Consider the following 15,301-nt stretch of genomic DNA (forward strand, 5'->3'; position numbering starts at 1 on the left):
CTCCGCCACCGACCGCTGTCCCCCTGGAGCGAGCGTATGACCACCGGCACTGCCCCCCACATCACCACGGCCGGCGCGAGCGCGCCGGGTACGGCGGCCGACGCCGTCACCGCACACACACTGCTCAACTGCCTGATCCGCGAGGTCTCCGCCCCCGAGCATCAGGTGACCGTCGACGACGGCCACCTCCTGCTACGACTGCCCCGCCGGGACATCCTGTTGCGTTCCGCGCTGCGCAGGATCTCGCTGATCGGAGCGCACCGCTTCCAGGGTCCGGTGCAGCGGCTCGACGGCGACGCCTGGGTGACCGTCGGCTGGCGGGAGCTGGCCGGTTACATCCAGGACGAACTGGAACTGCGCACGGGTGTCGCCAACGAGGAGTTCGTGGCCCAAGTCGCCGACAGCCGAGAGACGATCCGCACCGCGCTGGAAGAGCGGGCCGGTGCCACACCGCACACGGACCCGTACGTGGCGTCGGAGCAGTCCCTGGTCTTCGGCCATCGCTTCCACCCCACCCCCAAGGCCCGTACCGGCGACCCGGCGGACTGGCTGGCGTACGGTCCGGAGACCGGTGCGCGCTTTCCCCTGCGCTACCTGGCAGTGCGCCGCCACCTCGTGCGTGAGGAGGGCGAACTGCACGAGATGGACGCGCTGTGCGGGGCGGCCGACCCGGCATTCGCGGTACTGCCGGTGCACCCTTGGCAGTACCGGATGCTCCAGGGCCACGACCGGCTGCGCGAGGCGATCGCGGCCGGTGATGTCGTCGACACGGGACTGAGCGGACCCGAGCTGGTGCCGACCGCTTCGGTGCGCACGCTGTACCACCCGGACACCGACACCTTCCTGAAGTTCAGCCTGAACGTCCGCCTCACCAACTGCGTCCGCACACACGCCAGTTACGAGCTGTCCGGTGCCGTCGCCCTCAACCGGCTGCTCCAGCCCCTCTTCGCCGGGCTGGCCGGCCGCTTCCCGGGATGCTCGCTCCTGGCCGAGCCCGGCTACCGCACCCTCGACACCGCCGGCGACACCGCCCTCCTGGAAGGCTTCGCCGTCATCGTGCGCTCCGGCCTGCGCCACCAGCTGCGACCTGGGGTGACCCCCCTGCTCGCCGCCGCCGTGGCGGACGAGTACCCGGCCGGTGCCGCCCATGTCTCCCATCTGCTCGCCCGCGGCGACGGGGATGTCCTGGCGTGGTGGGACGCGTACCTGCGGCTGCTGCTGCCACCGGTGCTGGCCGCCTACTTCGAGCACGGCGTCGTCCTGGAACCCCATCTGCAGAACGTCGTCGTCGGTGTGCATCCCGACGGTACCCCGGCGCAGATGCTCTTCCGCGACCTGGAGGGCACCAAGCTGCTGCCCGGCCACCACCGGCGCACCCTCGCCGACCTGCCCGAGGACGTCCGGGAGCCGCTGACCTACGACCCCGAACGCGGCTGGAACCGGGTCGCGTACTGCCTCCTGGTCAACCACACCGCCGAAGTGCTCGGCGCCCTGGCCGACCTCGACCCGACACTGGAACCCGCCCTCTGGGGCCTGGTCCGCGACCACCTCGACGCCTACGCCCGCACCGCCGCCGAACCACCGCGCCTGCGCGCCCTGCTGTCCGGCGTACCACTGCCCGCCAAGGCCAACCTGCTCCTGCGCTGGGCCCGCAAGGCCGACCGGCACGCCGCCTATGTCCCCCTGCCCAGCCCCTTGGGCGCGGACTTCCCCCATGAGGTGATCCGGTGAGGCCCGCACTGCTCGACCACGTCGGCCGGATGACGGACGGCGACCTGCCCGCCTATGTCTACGACCTGCCGGGCCTGCGCGGGCACGTTCAGGCGATCCGGGCCGCACTTCCGGAACGAGTCGAGCTGCTGTACGCGGCCAAGGCCAACTCCGATCCGAGCATCCTGCGCACCCTGACCGGATGCGTCGACGGATTCGAGGTGGCCTCCGGCGGCGAACTGCGCCACGTCCGCGCGCTCACTCCCGAAGCGCCGATCTCCTTCGGCGGCCCGGGCAAGACCCCGGCCGAGCTGGCCTGCGCACTGGAGGCCGGAGTGGAGCGCCTGCACATCGAGAGCGAACACGAACTGCGTCTGCTCACCACCCTGCTGGGCGACCGGACCGTAGCGGCCCTGCTGCGCGTCAATTTGCCCGTGGACGTCGGCGAGGCAGCGCTCGCGATGGGCGGACACCCCAGCCCCTTCGGCATGGACCCCGCACAACTGGACCACTGCCTGGAGCTGATCGCTGCCGACCCGCGCATCGGACTCCGCGGCCTCCACCTGCACCTGGCCAGCGGACTGCGGGCCCCGGCCCAACTGGCCCTGATCGACGAGGCCCTGACCTGGGCCGCGGACTGGGCGCACCAGCGCGGCATCGACCTGACCGAGGTCAACGCCGGAGGCGGGATGGGCGTCGACTACGCGCATCCGCAAACGAAGTTCGACTGGCCGGCCTTCGGGGCGGGACTGCGCCGGATCCTGGCCCGCCATCCTCACCTCACCCTGCGGATCGAACCCGGCCGTTCGGTCACCGCGTACTGCGGCTGGTACGTCACCGACGTCCTGGACATCAAGTTCAGCCGCGGACAGGCATTCGCCGTGCTGCGCGGAGGCACCCACCACCTGCGCACCCCGGCCGCGAAACAGCACGACCAGCCCTTCGAGGTGATCCCCGAGGAGGTCTGGCCCCGGCCCTGGGACCGCCCAGAAGCCCGTGACGAGCCGGTGACCCTGGTCGGACAACTGTGCACACCCAAGGACGTCCTGGCCCACCAGGTCATGGTGAGGCGGCTGCGCGTCGGCGACCGGGTCGCCTTCGCCATGGCGGGCGCCTACGCCTGGAACATCTCCCATCACGCGTTCCTCATGCACCCTCACCCGACCTTCCATCACGTCGACGATGCCGATGTGCCCGCCGCGGGCACGTACGCCCCGCAGATGTCATGAGCGCCGCCTCCCGCACGCCGGTGACGGCCGCACTCGCCGTACGGAGCTTCCGCCGCTACCTGCTCGGTCAGCTGACCTCCAACATCGGCACCTGGATGCAGCGCGCCGCGCAGGACCTGCTCGTCCTCCACATCACCGGCCACAGCGGCAGTGCGGTCGGCATCGTGACCGCACTGCAGTTCCTGCCACAGACCCTGTTCGGGCTGACCGGAGGCGTGCTCGCCGATCGTTACCCCAAGCGGCGGCTTCTGCTCCTGACACAGACGGCCATGGCGATGCAGTCGCTGCTGCTCGGGCTGCTGACCCTCACCGGGGCGGTGAACCTGCTGTCCGTCTACGCCCTGGCCTTCGCCCTCGGCACCGCCACCGCCGTGGACAGTCCCGCGCGCAACGCCTACATCTGCGAACTGGTCGCCCGGGAGAGTGTAGCGACCGCGGTCAGCCTGAACTCCGCCCAGTTCAACGTGGCCCGCGCCGTCGGCCCCGCCCTCGCCGGCCTGACCGTCGCCGCCCTCGGCACAGGACCGGTATTCCTCATGAACGCCGCCTCCTACCTGGCCGTCCTCTACGGTCTGATCACCATCCGTACAGAGGACCCGGCCGGCCAGGACCGGCCACGACCCGGCCGTGCCCGTCTGCCCGAGGCGTTCCGCCACATCGCATCCACCCCGCAACTGCTCCTGCCGATCAGTCTCATCGCGTTCGTCGGCACCTTCGGCCTCAACTTCCAGGTCACCATCGCGCTCATGGCCATCACGGCCTTCCACACGGGCGCCGCCGCGTTCGGCTACCTTTCCGCCGCGTACGCCCTGGGCAGTCTCATCGGCGCGCTCTACGGGGCGGCCCGTGGCAAGCCGCCCACCGCGCGCCGCCTGATCTCCACGACGATCGTCTTCGGGGCGCTGGAAGCCGCGCAGGGCCTGATGCCGGGGTACGACACGTTCCTGGTCCTGCTGATCCCCACCGGGTTCGCCGCGGTGACCGTGACCACCACCGCCAACGCGCTGACCCAGCTTCATGCCGGCCCCGGCCTACGGGGCCGCGTCATGTCCGTCTACTTCCTCGTCCTCCTCGGCGGCACCCCCGTCGGCGCCCCACTGGTCGGCCTGTTGTCGGACACCCTCGGCGCCCGCTCCACCCTGATCCTGGGCGGCGCCGTCTCGGCATCCTCCGCGCTGGCGCTCTCCGCTTCGATCCCGGGCCGAACCCGACGGCCATCGCGCCTCGTGGAAGCCCCCGCACCGAGTTCAGCCCCGGGAAGCCGAGCGCCTGGGCCCGTACAGCCGGTCAGGCGCCGGCGGCCGTGACGACGGCGTCCGTGGCGAAGCCGAGCAGGAGGCCGAGGAGGATACACCAGGTGGTGAGTGTCTTCAGTGCCATTTTGCGGGCTACGGCCAGCAGTTCGATGACGACGTACAGGATCGAGCCCGCCGCGAGACCGAGGAACGCGATCGACAGCGTGTCGTTGACCAGGTGCTGACCCACGAGGGTGCCCAGGAAGGTGGGTCCGCCGCCGATCAGGCCGAGGCACAACAGGGTGAGCCAGGAAGGGCGTTCGCCCTCGGCGGCCAGCGGGGCGACGATACCGAAGCCCTCGGTGGCGTTGTGCAGGCCGAAGCCGATGATCAGCAGCAGGGCGAGGGAGAGTTCGCCCTGGGCCGCCGAGTTGCCGATGGCCAGGCCCTCGGCGAAGTTGTGCAGGCCGATGCCGGTGGCGATCATCAGGGCGAGCGAGCCGGCCTGGCTGCGGGTCCTCGGCGCCAGTTCGGCGGAGACGGCGGCACCGGGGCCCGCGGGCCGGGCGGCGGCCTCGCGGCGGCGGGCGATCCAGCCGTCGTAGTGGACGAGTCCGGCGAGACCGATGGTCAGGCCCGCGGTGAGGGTGATGCCCCCGGACGCCACCGTTCCCCAGGTGTGTTTGCCCAGCGCCTCGTCGATGGGCTCCCAGGCGTGGGTCAGCACGTCCCAGACGAGGAAGATCAGAATCCCGATGGCGACAGCGTTCAGGCCGGCCCTGAGCCGGGGTGTGGGCGTGCGGAGACGGCCGAGGGGGAGGCCGAGGTAGATGGTGAAGCCTGCGATGGCTCCGAGCAGGGCGATGTTGCCGCTGGACATGGGGACTCCGGTCTGACGTGCACAAGAAGCGCACAGAACGTAAGCCAGGCAAGGCTTACCTAACAAGTGCGAGAGCTCGACTTCGACGAAGCTTGGGAAAGTCGTTACGCATCACCCGAGGAGTTACGCATCACCCGAGGGTGTGACGCTGGCGGCGGCCTGCCTCGGCTTCCTCGACCTGTTCGGTATCCCGACCGGCACTCCGGCCTTCCGCACGGGCTTGCTGCACATGGGCCTGAACCTCGCCGTGACGGCTGCGTACGCGGCCGGTTTCGCCTGGCGGCAGGGCGGCGGATACCCGCAGGAACAGGGCGTCGGATACGGGCAGTTGGCCCTCTCCGCCGTCTCGCTCGCCGTTCTCGGCCTGTCCGGCCACCTCGGCGGCAAGCTCGCCTACCGCTACGGCGTGCGCGTGGCCGAGGAGTCCGTGCAGGCCGCCCCGCTTCCCGGCGCCCGTGGTCTTCGGCCACTTCCTGCTCGCTGCGGCCGGACTGGTCGTCTGGATCATCCACCTGGTTGCCGACCGTGCGGCGCTGGCATGGACGTCCTTCGGCATCCTCGTCGCCGTTGCGCTGCTCGGCTTCACGATGTTCGCCCGCTGGGTCCCCGTGTACCGCACAGCCGCCCCGGCCACCGCCCACGAAGAGACCACGCCCGCAGAACGGCACCTGCCCGTACCCGTGGTGGCGGCCCATGGCCTGCTCGGCGCCGCGCCCCTGATCCTGGTGCTGCTCGCGGCACTGGGAGTGGGCGGCAGCTGACGCGGGCGCAGCCCCTGCCCTTCCCGGTGTTGCCGGCCAGGCTTCCGCCGGCCGCGGCACGTCATGCGGTTGGCCGGAGCGCGACCTCTCAGCGGCGCAGCCGGGCATTGAGCCGGGCGGCCTGACGGGTCAGGTGGTCGCGCTCGGCGAGGTTGGGTGCCTTGTGGGCCGCTTCGGCGTACAACTGTGCCGCCGTCACCAGGTCGCCGTCGCGCTCGTGGAGGTACGCCGCCACCGCGGCGTGGCGGGGCAGCGCGGGGTCCAGCGCCGCGAGTGCCGTCAGGCCGGCGCGCGGTCCGTCGGCCTCGCCGACGGCGACCGCGCGGTTGAGCCGGACGACCGGGCTGTCGGTCAGGCGCGTGAGCTCGTCGTACCACTCGACGATCTGCACCCAGTCGGTCTCCTCGGCAGTGCGCGCGTCGGCGTGGAGTGCCGCGATGGCCGCCTGGGCCTGGAACTCGCCCAGCCGGTCGTGGGCGAGGGCCGCCTGCAGGATCCCGACGCCCTCGGCGATCAGGCGCGTGTCCCACCGGCACCGGTCCTGCTCGGCGAGCGGCACCAGGCTGCCGTCGGGCGCGGTCCGGGCGGCGCGCCGGGCGTGGTGGAGCAGCATGAGGGCAAGCAGCCCCGCCACCTCGGGGTGGTCGATGTGGGCCGCGAGCTGCCGGGTGAGCCGGATGGCCTCGGCAGCGAGGTCCACGTCGCCGGAGTAGCCCTCGTTGAAGACCAGGTACAGGACGCGCAGCACGGTGGCCACATCGCCGGGCTGGTCGAACCGCACGCCGGAGACGGTGCGCTTGGCCCGGCTGATCCGCTGGGCCATCGTCGCCTCGGGCACCAGGTAGGCCTGGGCGATCTGGCGGGTGGTGAGCCCGCCGACTGCGCGCAGCGTGAGCGCGACCGCGGAGGCCGGCGTCAGCGACGGGTGGGCGCACAGGAAGTAGAGCTGGAGCGTGTCGTCCACCGCGGTCGCGGGACCGGGCGCCGGCTCCTCGTCGACGAGGTCCTCACGCCGGCGGCGGGCGGCGTCCGCCCTGGTGGCGTCGAGGAACCGGCGCCAGGCCACGGTGACCAGCCAGCCCTTCGCATCCCGCGGCGGATCGGTAGGCCAGACGCGCAGTGCCTCGATGAGCGCGTCCTGTACGGCGTCCTCGGCCGCCGCGAAATCGGCTCCGCGGCGGACGAGGACGGCGAGCACGCTCGGAGTGAGGCCCCGGAGCAGCGCCTCGTTCATCGACGAGGTCACTCCGTGGCGGTGCAGTGCTCGTGCCCGCCGAGGAACGGGCGCAGCTCGAGCCACTCGTGGATCGGCTTCCCGCCGGCCCCGGGGCGGCCGACAGTTCCCCGGCCAGCTCGAGGGCCCGCTCGTGGCTGTCGACGTCGATCACCATCCAGCCCGCGATGAGGTCCTTGGTCTCGGCGAACGGGCCGTCGGTCACCGGCGGGCGCCCCTCGCCGTCGTACCGGACCCACGTCCCCCCGGGGGCGAGCGCCTGGCTGTCGACGAACTCGCCGGTCTCCTCGAGGCGGGCCGCGAAATCGCGCATGTACTGCACGTGGGCCGAGATCTCCTCCGGCGTCCACTGGTCCATGGGAACGTCATTGACCGAAGCCGGGGCGCCGCGGTAGTGCTTGAGCAGCAGGTACTTGGCCATCGTGGCTCTCCTCGGTGCTGGTGCGACCCATTATGGTCGCCTTCACCACGGGGACGGAGCCGGCCACGGGTTCTCGACATCGCCGTCCGCACGCTCTACGAAGTTTGACGCCCGGACTCGGGTCAGCCCTTGCCGCCGCAGTCGTAGAGGCGGAAGCTGCCCCTGGTAAGCGCCGGCCGTGTCGTCCGCGTCGGCCAGGCGCCGGTACAGCGACATACGGCTGGGCCGCATTTCGGCATCGGCGGTACGCGCGATCCTGCGCGGGTCCTCCTCCCGGCGGACATGCGCGCACAGGGCGCTCCACAACGTCTCCGGCACCGGTTTGGTCCGTAGCCTCAGGCCGATGTAGGAGACGAGGAAGCCGTGCACCTCGTAGTCCTTGCCGGGCCTGAAGCCGGAGGGATGATGCGCCGCCCGGTTCGGGGCCGCCACGGCTCCCGCCTGCGGCCGCTGCAGATAGTCCAGGGCCTGTTCCAGCCAGTCGGCCGGGGCCCTGCCTGGTGGCTGTGCGAAGTAGGCCGGGGCTGCCTGCCGCAGGAACTCCTTCGACATGGATGACCACATGCCGTGCCAGACGGCGTCGGCCGCCGCGACGAGGACCGCTTGGACGTATCCGTACGGCCTTGTTCACCAGGGGCGATTTCGGGCTGACGCAGACACTTTCCGGCGCACCGGATCTCGCCCGGGCACGGTGCTGCTCGGCAGCGGTCAGTTCCGTCGGCAGGCTGACGACATCGGCAAGCCGCAGCAGCTCTCGCTCGTACGCCAGGAAGTCAGGCGCTTCCGCGTCCGGCTCGGCCGTGTAGTGGTCGTTCCGGTTCGGCCACAGGGTCGCCACCCACACCACGGGACCGGGCCCTTGCCGCGTCGCACGCACCATGGCCGCGGTCAGCCCGTCCGGCCCGGCCAGGGCGGTTCGTGGCTTCAGGGTGTCCGTCAACTCGTGCAGCGCGCGGGGATGGGGGTGCACGAGTTGCCAGTCGGGCAGCACCGCGGCCAACGCCTCGTAGGCCGACCGGGTCTTGCCGGAACAAGACTGTCCCACCACGAGGACGAAGCCGCCCGCTACGGCGGCCTCCTTGAGCCGGGAGCGAAGGCCGCGCCGGTCGAGATCATTGTCCCGCGGCACATAGGAGGGCAACTCGCCTTCCGCGTCCGGGACGTCGAGGGCCTGACGCACGCCCAGATGCCGGGGATGGGCCTGCGAGACCCGCCCCCCGGTGCCCGCATCCGTGCCCAGTGCGGCGCTCCCACAGTGACTGCCATGTCGCCTGCTGCTGTTCGCCGGCGGGAACACCACCCCGCAGCCCGGATCGACCTTCGTATCACCGTGACCAGCGATCCCACCCGCACCGTTCCGATAGCATGATCGAACTCATGTCGAGCGCCCTCATCGCTCGTCCTTCACTGGAAAGCCATCCTGTCCGGCACGAAAAGCGACCTGTTCAACCGACAACTAACAAATCGACCAGACAATTGATACCTATAGCGTCGCGGGTGTTTTCGCGAAAAGACTGCAGACCCAGGCTCGCCGCGTGGCGCCAACCGCGGGCGCTGCTGTGGGCCATGCTGGGTGTGGCGGCCCTCGGATTCCTCATCACGCTGGAGATCGCCGCGCGTTGCTACGGCCTGCCGGGACCGATCACCAACCAGATGCGAGAGGTGATATTCCCGCCCAAATCGGGTTTCCTGCTGTACGCCAGCATGGCGTTGACGATGGTGGTGCTCACCTGGCGGCAACGGTTCATCGCCCTTGGCGTCGCGGTCGGCATCGACATCGTTATCTTCCTGGTGCGGTGGGCCGCCGACGTGAAGATCACCGACGGCCACCCCTTCGGCAACGGCGCGTTGTGGGTGATTCTGGGCTGTGCGGTCATTGCGATCACGCGCCGTACGGGTCGCGAACGAGTCCTGCTGTTGCAGGGCGTCGGGCTGGGCCTGCTACTGGTGACCGGCCGCAAAGCCGGCGATACCTGGCTGCTCATCACGTCGAAGACCCGCCCGGCGGTGCTCGACCAGTACGTGGCAACCGCCGATCACGCGCTGGGCAACCCGTCGTGGCTGGCAGGCCGGATTGTCAGGGCCACCGGGCCGATCGGCGCCCATGTTCTCGACTACGTCTACATTCAGCTTGCCGTGGCCGCGGTCGTCGTCGCGATGTACCAGCTGCGCAACGTGGCGGTCGAGCGCCGATTCCCGAGCCACCATCTGGTGCGCACCTTTCTGGTCATCGGCCTCCTCGGGCCGGGCATCTACATGTTCTTCCCCGTCGTCGGACCGGTCTTCGCCTACGGTGCCGAAGGCGGGCACTGGGCGGTGGCCAGCGTGTGGCCGGACACGCCGCCGCCGATCCATGCCCCGCACCCGATGCTGTTCGACGAGATCACCCCACGCAACTGCATGCCCAGTCTGCACACAGCCTGGGCTACCGCAATCTTCATTCATTCCCGCAAGGGTCCACGGATTCTGCGCTTCGCAGGCGCTTTCTGGCTGATTGCCACGCTCAGCGCAACCCTGGGATTCGGCTACCACTACGGCGTCGATCTCGTCGCCGGCGTGGTGTTCACGCTCACGATCGAAGCAGCTCTGCGCTCACTCGAACGTGGCTGGGATCGTTCGGCAACCCAGTTGGTCGCCCACGGCGCAACGGTCTTCGCCGCACTCCTGGTGTCGTATCGCTATCTGCCGGTGCAGATGGCCGAGTATCCCTGGCTGTTTGGACCACTTCTCCTTCTGGCGATGGCGTCAGTGATCCATGGCTACATACGGACCACCAACCTGTGGCAACCGGAGGCTGCGCCAGTGCGGCAACCGGAACAACCACTACCCGAACCCGTTTGAGACGGAACCGCAACGAGGGCGGCATCAGGCGGGTGCCGGCCGCGACGGCGGCGTTGAGGGTGCAGGTCTGCCCGGACCGGGGAGTCTGTGCGGGCAGACTTGCCGTATGGAAGATGATCTCCCGACCGTGTCCGTGCGTCTGTGGCGCGCGGACGCCATCGTGCTGTTCGACTGGCTGGCGAACACCGACCTGGACGCCGTGCCGGTCACTCACCCGGCCCAGAAGCAGGCGCTTGCCGACCTGCTTTCGCGGATGGAGTGGGCCGCCGATGCCGACTTGGCGAGCTGCACTGCCGAGGAGATCGCCGCAGCTCGACGAGAGGTCGCCGGGGACATGGGCTGGTAGGCCATACCTGGCGGGATCGGTTCTCCTTGGCCAGGAGCACATTCTCGTCCCTGGCCTGGGGGCAACTGACCGGCGGCGGCCCCGAAGAGCGCCCGAACTCCCGTGAGCTTGAGGGCCTTTTGGCCGCTCCCGGCATCGGTCACGAGCCGCACGGGCGTCGAAAGGGGGAGATCTTTCCGACGAACTTGAGCCATTGCTTCGTGTCGATCACCTGGTGGTCGCCTCGCACATACGGTGGTAGACCGCGTCGCGACGGTCGCTCATCAGGAGGACTCCGGTCTCGTTCGCCGGAAGGTCCGACTCCGTCAAGGCGAGTGTCCGGCCGTCCGGACTGCGCTGGTTTTCTGGGGATGTGCGGGAGCCGTATCCCCGCCCCCGGGGAACACCCCCTCAAGCCCAGCTCACCGCAGCGACCTCGCGCCACCCCACCACCGCACCACCGAAAAATCCGTCCCCCGCTCATCGATCGCTTCCGGTGACCGACCGGCTCTCGGGCTCGCTGGTCCAGCACCACCTCACATCCGTTTCACGGGAGGACGCGGACAGGGACCCTGGGCGTATCTGTTGCTCCCTGGGAATGAATCCGTCGTCGTGCCGCGAGCTGGTTGCCCCGTCACCTGAGTGTGGGTCATGACAATCGGCGTCGGCCGGATTTGAGCGGCCACGCGACCGGAGACCAGGGCGGATCCACATGACACGACGCACGTCACCTCTGAACCGACGAACCGGAGCAAGGAAAGGCAGACGGGGGCTGCTGCGGCTGAAGTGCACCGGGGTGGCGGGCTTGCTGCTGCTCGGGCTCGCCTCCCAGGCGCAGGCCATCGACTCCACCATCTCGCTGAACAACAAGCGCACGGGGTGGGACGCGAACGAGCCGAACCTGTCGCCGGCTCGGGTGTCCTCGTCGAGCTTCGGACGGCGCTGGTCCACTCCGGTCAACGGCTCGGTGCTGGCCCAGCCGCTGGTCACCGGCAAGAACGTGGTCGTCGCCACCGAGAACAACTACGTCTACGGCATCGACGCCGTCACCGGGGTGACGAACTGGACCCGCCAGCTCGGCCCGTCCTGGCCCACCTCGACGGTCAACTGCAACGACCCCGCGGCGCACAACGGAATCACCTCCACCCCGGTGTACGACCCGTCGTCCAACACCGTCTTCCTCACCAGCAAGGTCAACGACGGCGCGGACGTACAGCACCCGCACTGGTACTTCCACGCGATGAGCGCCTCCACCGGCGCCGAGCGCGCGGGCTGGCCGGTGCAGATCCAGGGCACGCCGACCAACAGCCCCGGCCACCCGTTCAACGCGCTCACCGCCTTGCAGCGCCCGGGCCTGCTGCTGCTGAACGGCTGGGTGTACGCGGGCTTCGCCTCCTACTGCGACACCGGCCCCTTCGTCGGCCAGGTGGCCGGAGTGAAGATCGACACCCGCGGCCTGACCCTGTGGTCCACCGAGGCCGGCTCCGACACCCGGGAGGCCGGTATCTGGCAGAGCGGCGGCGGGCTGGTCTCGGACGGCTCCGGCCGGATCATCCTCACCACCGGCAACGGCGCCGGCACAGGTGCCTCGCCGAGCCAGGGCCCGGGCAACAGGCCACCCGGCCAGCTCGGCGAGTCGGTGGTCCGGCTCGGCGTGAACAGCGACGGCAGTCTCTCGGCCCGGGACTTCTTCAGCCCGGCCAACAACCGGACACTGGACACCAACGACACCGACCTCGGCTCCGGCGGACCGGTCGCGCTCCCCGACGGCTTCGGCACCTCCGCGCATCCGCACCTGCTCGTCCAGGTCGGCAAGGACGGCCGGGTCTTCCTGCTCGACCGGGACAACCTGGGCGGCATGGGCCAGGGCCCGAACGGCACGGACAAACCGGTGAGCATGGCCGGACCGTTCGAGGGCGTCTGGGGCCACCCCGCCGTCTGGGGCGGTGGCGGAGGCTACGTGTACACCGTGGCCACCGATACCGGCAACGGCCGTTCGCCGCTGCGCGCACTGAAGTTCGGGGTGAACAGCTCCGGCATTCCGACCCTGACCAGCGTGGGCATCAGCAACGAGGGCTTCGGCTATGGCTCCGGTTCGCCCGCGGTCACCTCCAACGGAACGGCCGGCGGCTCCGCGCTGGTCTGGGCGGTCTGGTCCGGATCCGGCCCCGGTGGTGTCGGCGGCGAGCTGCGGGTCTACGACGCGGTGCCGGTGGGCGGCGTCATGCACCTGCGCCGTTCCTTCCCGATCGGCACGGCGGCCAAGTTCGTGGTCCCGGCCACGGACGGCGGCCGGGTCTACGTGGGGACCCGGGACGGCCACCTGGTGGCCTTCGGCAGCGCGTAACCGGCCCCTCGGGGTCCTGGACGTCCTGGACGTCGGATCAGCGGAAGCGTCTGGGCGCGGGGGCGGAGGCGGAATCGGCGACCACCACCTGGTCGGTGACCAGGTGGTGGTGCGGCGAGAGGCGGCATGCCGGGTCGGTGGCGGCCGGGTCGCCGGTGAACTGGAAGGCCTGGCAGCGGCAGCCGCCGTGGTCCACCTCGCGTAGCGGGCAGCTGCGGCACGGCTCCTGCATCCAGGCGGTGCCCCGGAACCGGTTGAAGGCGGGGGAGTCGTACCAGATCGCCGCCAGGTCCTCGGTGACCGCGCTGGGCACCGGCAGACCGGGCAGCTGGGCGGCGGCGAGGCAGGGCAGCACGTCGCCGTTGGGCGCGACGACCAGCTGGCGCTCTCCCCAGCCGTTCATGCACGGCTTGACGACGCCGCCGTGGTGGTCGGCGGCGACGTGGACGATCTCGATCCGCCCGCCGTGGCGCTCCCGGGCCGCGGCGACGTCGAGCTCGGCCTGCCGGACCTGCTCCTCGCCGGGCGCGAGGTGGGCGCGATTGCGCCAGGCCCAGCCGTAGTACTGGGTGTGCGCGAGTTCGACCCGGTCGGCGCCCAGCGCGACCGCCTGGTCGGCGAGATCGCCGAGGCGGGCCAGATTGCCCCGGTGCAGCACGGCGTTGATGGTCAGCGGCAGACCGGCGTCGGTGAAGTGCCGTGCCGCGGTGAGCTTCCTGTCGTGCGCGGCCAGCCCGGCGACGGCGTCGGCGCGGTCCGCGTCGGCGTCCTGGAGCGAGAGCTGCACATGGTCCAGTCCCGCTTCGGCGAGTTCGGCGGCCCGTCCGGCGGCCAGCGGGATGCCGCTGGTGACCAGGTTGGTGTAAAGACCCAGACTGCGGGCCCGGTCGATGAGGACCGTCAGATCGCGGCGCAGCAGCGGTTCGCCGCCGGTGAGGTGGACCTGGAGCACGCCCAGTCCCCGTGCCTGGTCGAGAATCCGCAGCCACCCGTCGGTGGTCAACTCGTCGCGGTAGCGGTCGAGTTCGAGAGGGTTCGCGCAGTAGGTGCACTGGAGGGGGCAGCGGTAGGTGAGTTCGGCGATCAGGCCGAGCGGGGCGGGGGTGCGTACGGCGGTGCCGGACGGGCCGGCGGCGTCGACGGGGAGGACGGGCGTGCCGGTGCCGTCCAGGGTGAGCAGCCGCCGCTCGGCGAGGTCGGTGAGCAGCGCGCCGACCTGCTCGCCGTCCACCCCGTCGTACTCGTCGCACAGCCGGGCGGTGACCCCGCGCGCGTCCCGGCGTCCGTCGCAGTGCCGCAGTACGGCGGCGGCGCTCGCGTTGAGCAGCAGTACGCCCTCGGGGTAGACCAGCGCGGCCTGGTTCCGGACCCGGTCGTGCACCAGCCGCACACCTTTGCGCAGGCCGGGGGTCATGGCGGGGGCGGCGGTACTCACCGGACGGCTCCGTAGTCGACCGCGTCCAGCATGGCGTTGAGCACATCGCACTTGAAGGCAAGGGCGCCGAGCGCGGCCTGCTGCTGCTCGGCGGTGACACAGTGGTCCAGGACGAGATCGAGCGTACGGGCGCTGTCCTTGCGGGCGACGGGGATGCGGTGCTCGAAGTAGACGTAGCCGGCCGGGTCGATCCACTCGTAGTGGCGGCGCCAGGCGGTGACGCGGGCGGCCATGTGGTCGGGCGAGAACATCTCGGTGAGCGCCGCCGCCACTCCTTCCGTCCACGGTCTGGTCTGGCAGAAGTGCAGGTAGCCGTCGACGGCGAAGCGCACCCCGCGGGCGACGTGCCGCTCGTCGAGGACCTCGGCGCGGTCCAGGCCGACCGCCTCGGCGAGCACCAGCCAGTCGGCCAGCCCGCCCTCGCCGCCGTTGGGACCGTCCTGCTGGCCGAGCCGCTCGGCCCAGGTCCGGCGGACCTCCGGCAGCGGGCAGTTGGCGATGATCGCGGCGTTCTTGCGGGTGAGACAGAGCTGGTAGTACCAGCGGTTGGCGACCCAGCGCCGCAACTCCGGCGGCGTGCAGCCACCGGAGTGCAGGCGCTGGTGGAACGGATGGCCGTCCCAGTACCGTCCGCGCAGGTCGTACAGCCTGGCCGCGAACCGTTCGCGGGTCAGCGGTTGCGCCATGGGGCGGTCTGCCCGGCGTAGGCGGTGACCTCGGCGCCGGTGCGGTGGCACTCCACCACCGGAGCCGACCAGGCGGGTTTGGCGGCGGCCGGCCGGAGCGGGGGCGCGGTGGCGGCGGGTCGCCGTGTGGGGGTGGCGGTCACAGGTGCCTCCTTGGGGGAGCGGGGCGGCGGCGGACCCGCGGGCCTTCCGGTGCG

At 70.8% G+C, this 15,301-nt stretch carries 13 protein-coding genes and 2 pseudogenes; 8 read left to right on the forward strand and 7 right to left on the reverse strand.

The features are described 5' to 3' along the window. Nucleotides 1–36: 36 nt before the first annotated feature. The 3 genes from BFF78_RS41115 to BFF78_RS41125 are packed head-to-tail and all read left to right on the forward strand — an operon-like array spanning nt 37 to nt 4,246. Complete coding sequence (locus BFF78_RS41115; protein WP_069783124.1) at nt 37–1,731, forward strand: IucA/IucC family protein; 1,695 nt, start codon at nt 37–39, stop codon at nt 1,729–1,731. After that, on the forward strand, nt 1,728–2,939 hold the full coding sequence (locus tag BFF78_RS41120; RefSeq protein ID WP_069783125.1) for a type III PLP-dependent enzyme: 1,212 nt from the start codon (nt 1,728–1,730) through the stop codon (nt 2,937–2,939). The genes BFF78_RS41115 and BFF78_RS41120 overlap by 4 nt, the downstream gene beginning before the upstream one ends. After that, nucleotides 2,936–4,246 carry an MFS transporter gene (locus tag BFF78_RS41125; protein WP_227026074.1) on the forward strand — a complete coding sequence of 437 codons (1,311 nt, stop codon included), beginning with the start codon at nt 2,936–2,938 and terminating at the stop codon, nt 4,244–4,246. The genes BFF78_RS41120 and BFF78_RS41125 overlap by 4 nt, the downstream gene beginning before the upstream one ends. On the opposite strand, the gene BFF78_RS41130 is transcribed toward BFF78_RS41125, so the two are convergent. Beyond that, nucleotides 4,227–5,054 (reverse strand): ZIP family metal transporter, encoded by an 828-nt coding sequence (locus BFF78_RS41130; protein WP_069783126.1) that lies wholly within the window; start codon nt 5,052–5,054, stop codon nt 4,227–4,229. The genes BFF78_RS41125 and BFF78_RS41130 overlap by 20 nt on opposite strands. A 142-nt stretch (nt 5,055–5,196) precedes the next feature. Between BFF78_RS41130 and BFF78_RS45105 the strand changes: the two are divergent. Both BFF78_RS45105 and BFF78_RS45110 read left to right on the forward strand, forming a co-directional pair. Continuing rightward, nucleotides 5,197–5,460: pseudogene (locus BFF78_RS45105) on the forward strand (DUF2231 domain-containing protein); the annotation flags it as partial. A 49-nt stretch (nt 5,461–5,509) separates the two neighbouring features. Then, nucleotides 5,510–5,815: a hypothetical protein gene (locus BFF78_RS45110; RefSeq protein WP_193433704.1), complete on the forward strand. Its 306-nt coding sequence runs from the start codon at nt 5,510–5,512 to the stop codon at nt 5,813–5,815. Between the two features lie 88 nt (nt 5,816–5,903). Here BFF78_RS45110 and BFF78_RS41140 read toward each other — a convergent pair whose 3' ends face one another. The 3 genes and pseudogenes from BFF78_RS41140 to BFF78_RS46580 all read right to left on the reverse strand — a co-directional run bounded on the left by BFF78_RS41140 (nt 5,904) and on the right by BFF78_RS46580 (nt 8,022). Beyond that, nucleotides 5,904–7,049, reverse strand: coding sequence for an RNA polymerase sigma factor (locus BFF78_RS41140; protein WP_069783127.1), 1,146 nt, complete (start codon nt 7,047–7,049; stop codon nt 5,904–5,906). Between the two features lie 8 nt (nt 7,050–7,057). Further along, nucleotides 7,058–7,470: pseudogene (locus BFF78_RS44235) on the reverse strand (YciI family protein). A 42-nt stretch (nt 7,471–7,512) separates the two neighbouring features. Next, nucleotides 7,513–8,022 carry a hypothetical protein gene (locus tag BFF78_RS46580; RefSeq protein WP_069783129.1) on the reverse strand — a complete coding sequence of 170 codons (510 nt, stop codon included), beginning with the start codon at nt 8,020–8,022 and terminating at the stop codon, nt 7,513–7,515. A gap of 1,014 nt (nt 8,023–9,036) precedes the next feature. On the opposite strand from BFF78_RS46580, the gene BFF78_RS41160 reads away from it, so the two are divergent. From BFF78_RS41160 to BFF78_RS41170, 3 genes are all read left to right on the forward strand, one after another. Then, nucleotides 9,037–10,311, forward strand: coding sequence for a phosphatase PAP2 family protein (locus BFF78_RS41160; protein WP_069783131.1), 1,275 nt, complete (start codon nt 9,037–9,039; stop codon nt 10,309–10,311). Nucleotides 10,312–10,417: 106 nt separating this feature from the next. Continuing rightward, a complete protein-coding gene (locus BFF78_RS41165; protein ID WP_069783132.1) occupies nt 10,418–10,657 on the forward strand; it encodes a hypothetical protein in 240 nt (79 codons plus the stop codon). Between the two features lie 784 nt (nt 10,658–11,441). Then, nucleotides 11,442–12,983, forward strand: coding sequence for an outer membrane protein assembly factor BamB family protein (locus BFF78_RS41170; RefSeq protein ID WP_159033146.1), 1,542 nt, complete (start codon nt 11,442–11,444; stop codon nt 12,981–12,983). Nucleotides 12,984–13,020: 37 nt separating this feature from the next. Here the strand turns inward: BFF78_RS41170 and pqqE are convergent, their stop codons facing one another. The 3 genes from pqqE to BFF78_RS46585 are packed head-to-tail and all read right to left on the reverse strand — an operon-like array spanning nt 13,021 to nt 15,247. Further along, on the reverse strand, nt 13,021–14,418 hold the full coding sequence (gene pqqE, locus BFF78_RS41175; protein WP_227026075.1) for a pyrroloquinoline quinone biosynthesis protein PqqE: 1,398 nt from the start codon (nt 14,416–14,418) through the stop codon (nt 13,021–13,023). Next, nucleotides 14,415–15,104 (reverse strand): pyrroloquinoline-quinone synthase PqqC, encoded by a 690-nt coding sequence (gene pqqC / locus BFF78_RS41180; RefSeq protein ID WP_069783134.1) that lies wholly within the window; start codon nt 15,102–15,104, stop codon nt 14,415–14,417. The genes pqqE and pqqC overlap by 4 nt, the downstream gene beginning before the upstream one ends. Beyond that, entirely contained in the window at nt 15,089–15,247 is a 159-nt protein-coding gene (locus BFF78_RS46585; protein ID WP_159033147.1) for a hypothetical protein, read from the reverse strand. The genes pqqC and BFF78_RS46585 overlap by 16 nt, the downstream gene beginning before the upstream one ends. Between the last annotated feature and the right edge of the window lie 54 nt (nt 15,248–15,301).

The organism is Streptomyces fodineus (assembly GCF_001735805.1).
Lineage (GTDB): Bacteria > Actinomycetota > Actinomycetes > Streptomycetales > Streptomycetaceae > Streptomyces > Streptomyces fodineus.

Coding starts and splice junctions, on each gene's coding strand:
- BFF78_RS41115 (WP_069783124.1), top strand. CDS start 37: ATGACCACCGGCACTGCCCCCCACATCACCACGGCCGGCGCGAGCGCG.
- BFF78_RS41125 (WP_227026074.1), top strand. CDS start 2,936: ATGAGCGCCGCCTCCCGCACGCCGGTGACGGCCGCACTCGCCGTACGG.
- BFF78_RS41130 (WP_069783126.1), bottom strand. CDS start 5,054: ATGTCCAGCGGCAACATCGCCCTGCTCGGAGCCATCGCAGGCTTCACC.
- BFF78_RS41140 (WP_069783127.1), bottom strand. CDS start 7,049: ATGAACGAGGCGCTGCTCCGGGGCCTCACTCCGAGCGTGCTCGCCGTC.
- BFF78_RS46580 (WP_069783129.1), bottom strand. CDS start 8,022: ATGTCGAAGGAGTTCCTGCGGCAGGCAGCCCCGGCCTACTTCGCACAG.
- BFF78_RS41160 (WP_069783131.1), top strand. CDS start 9,037: ATGCTGGGTGTGGCGGCCCTCGGATTCCTCATCACGCTGGAGATCGCC.
- BFF78_RS41165 (WP_069783132.1), top strand. CDS start 10,418: ATGGAAGATGATCTCCCGACCGTGTCCGTGCGTCTGTGGCGCGCGGAC.
- pqqC (WP_069783134.1), bottom strand. CDS start 15,104: ATGGCGCAACCGCTGACCCGCGAACGGTTCGCGGCCAGGCTGTACGAC.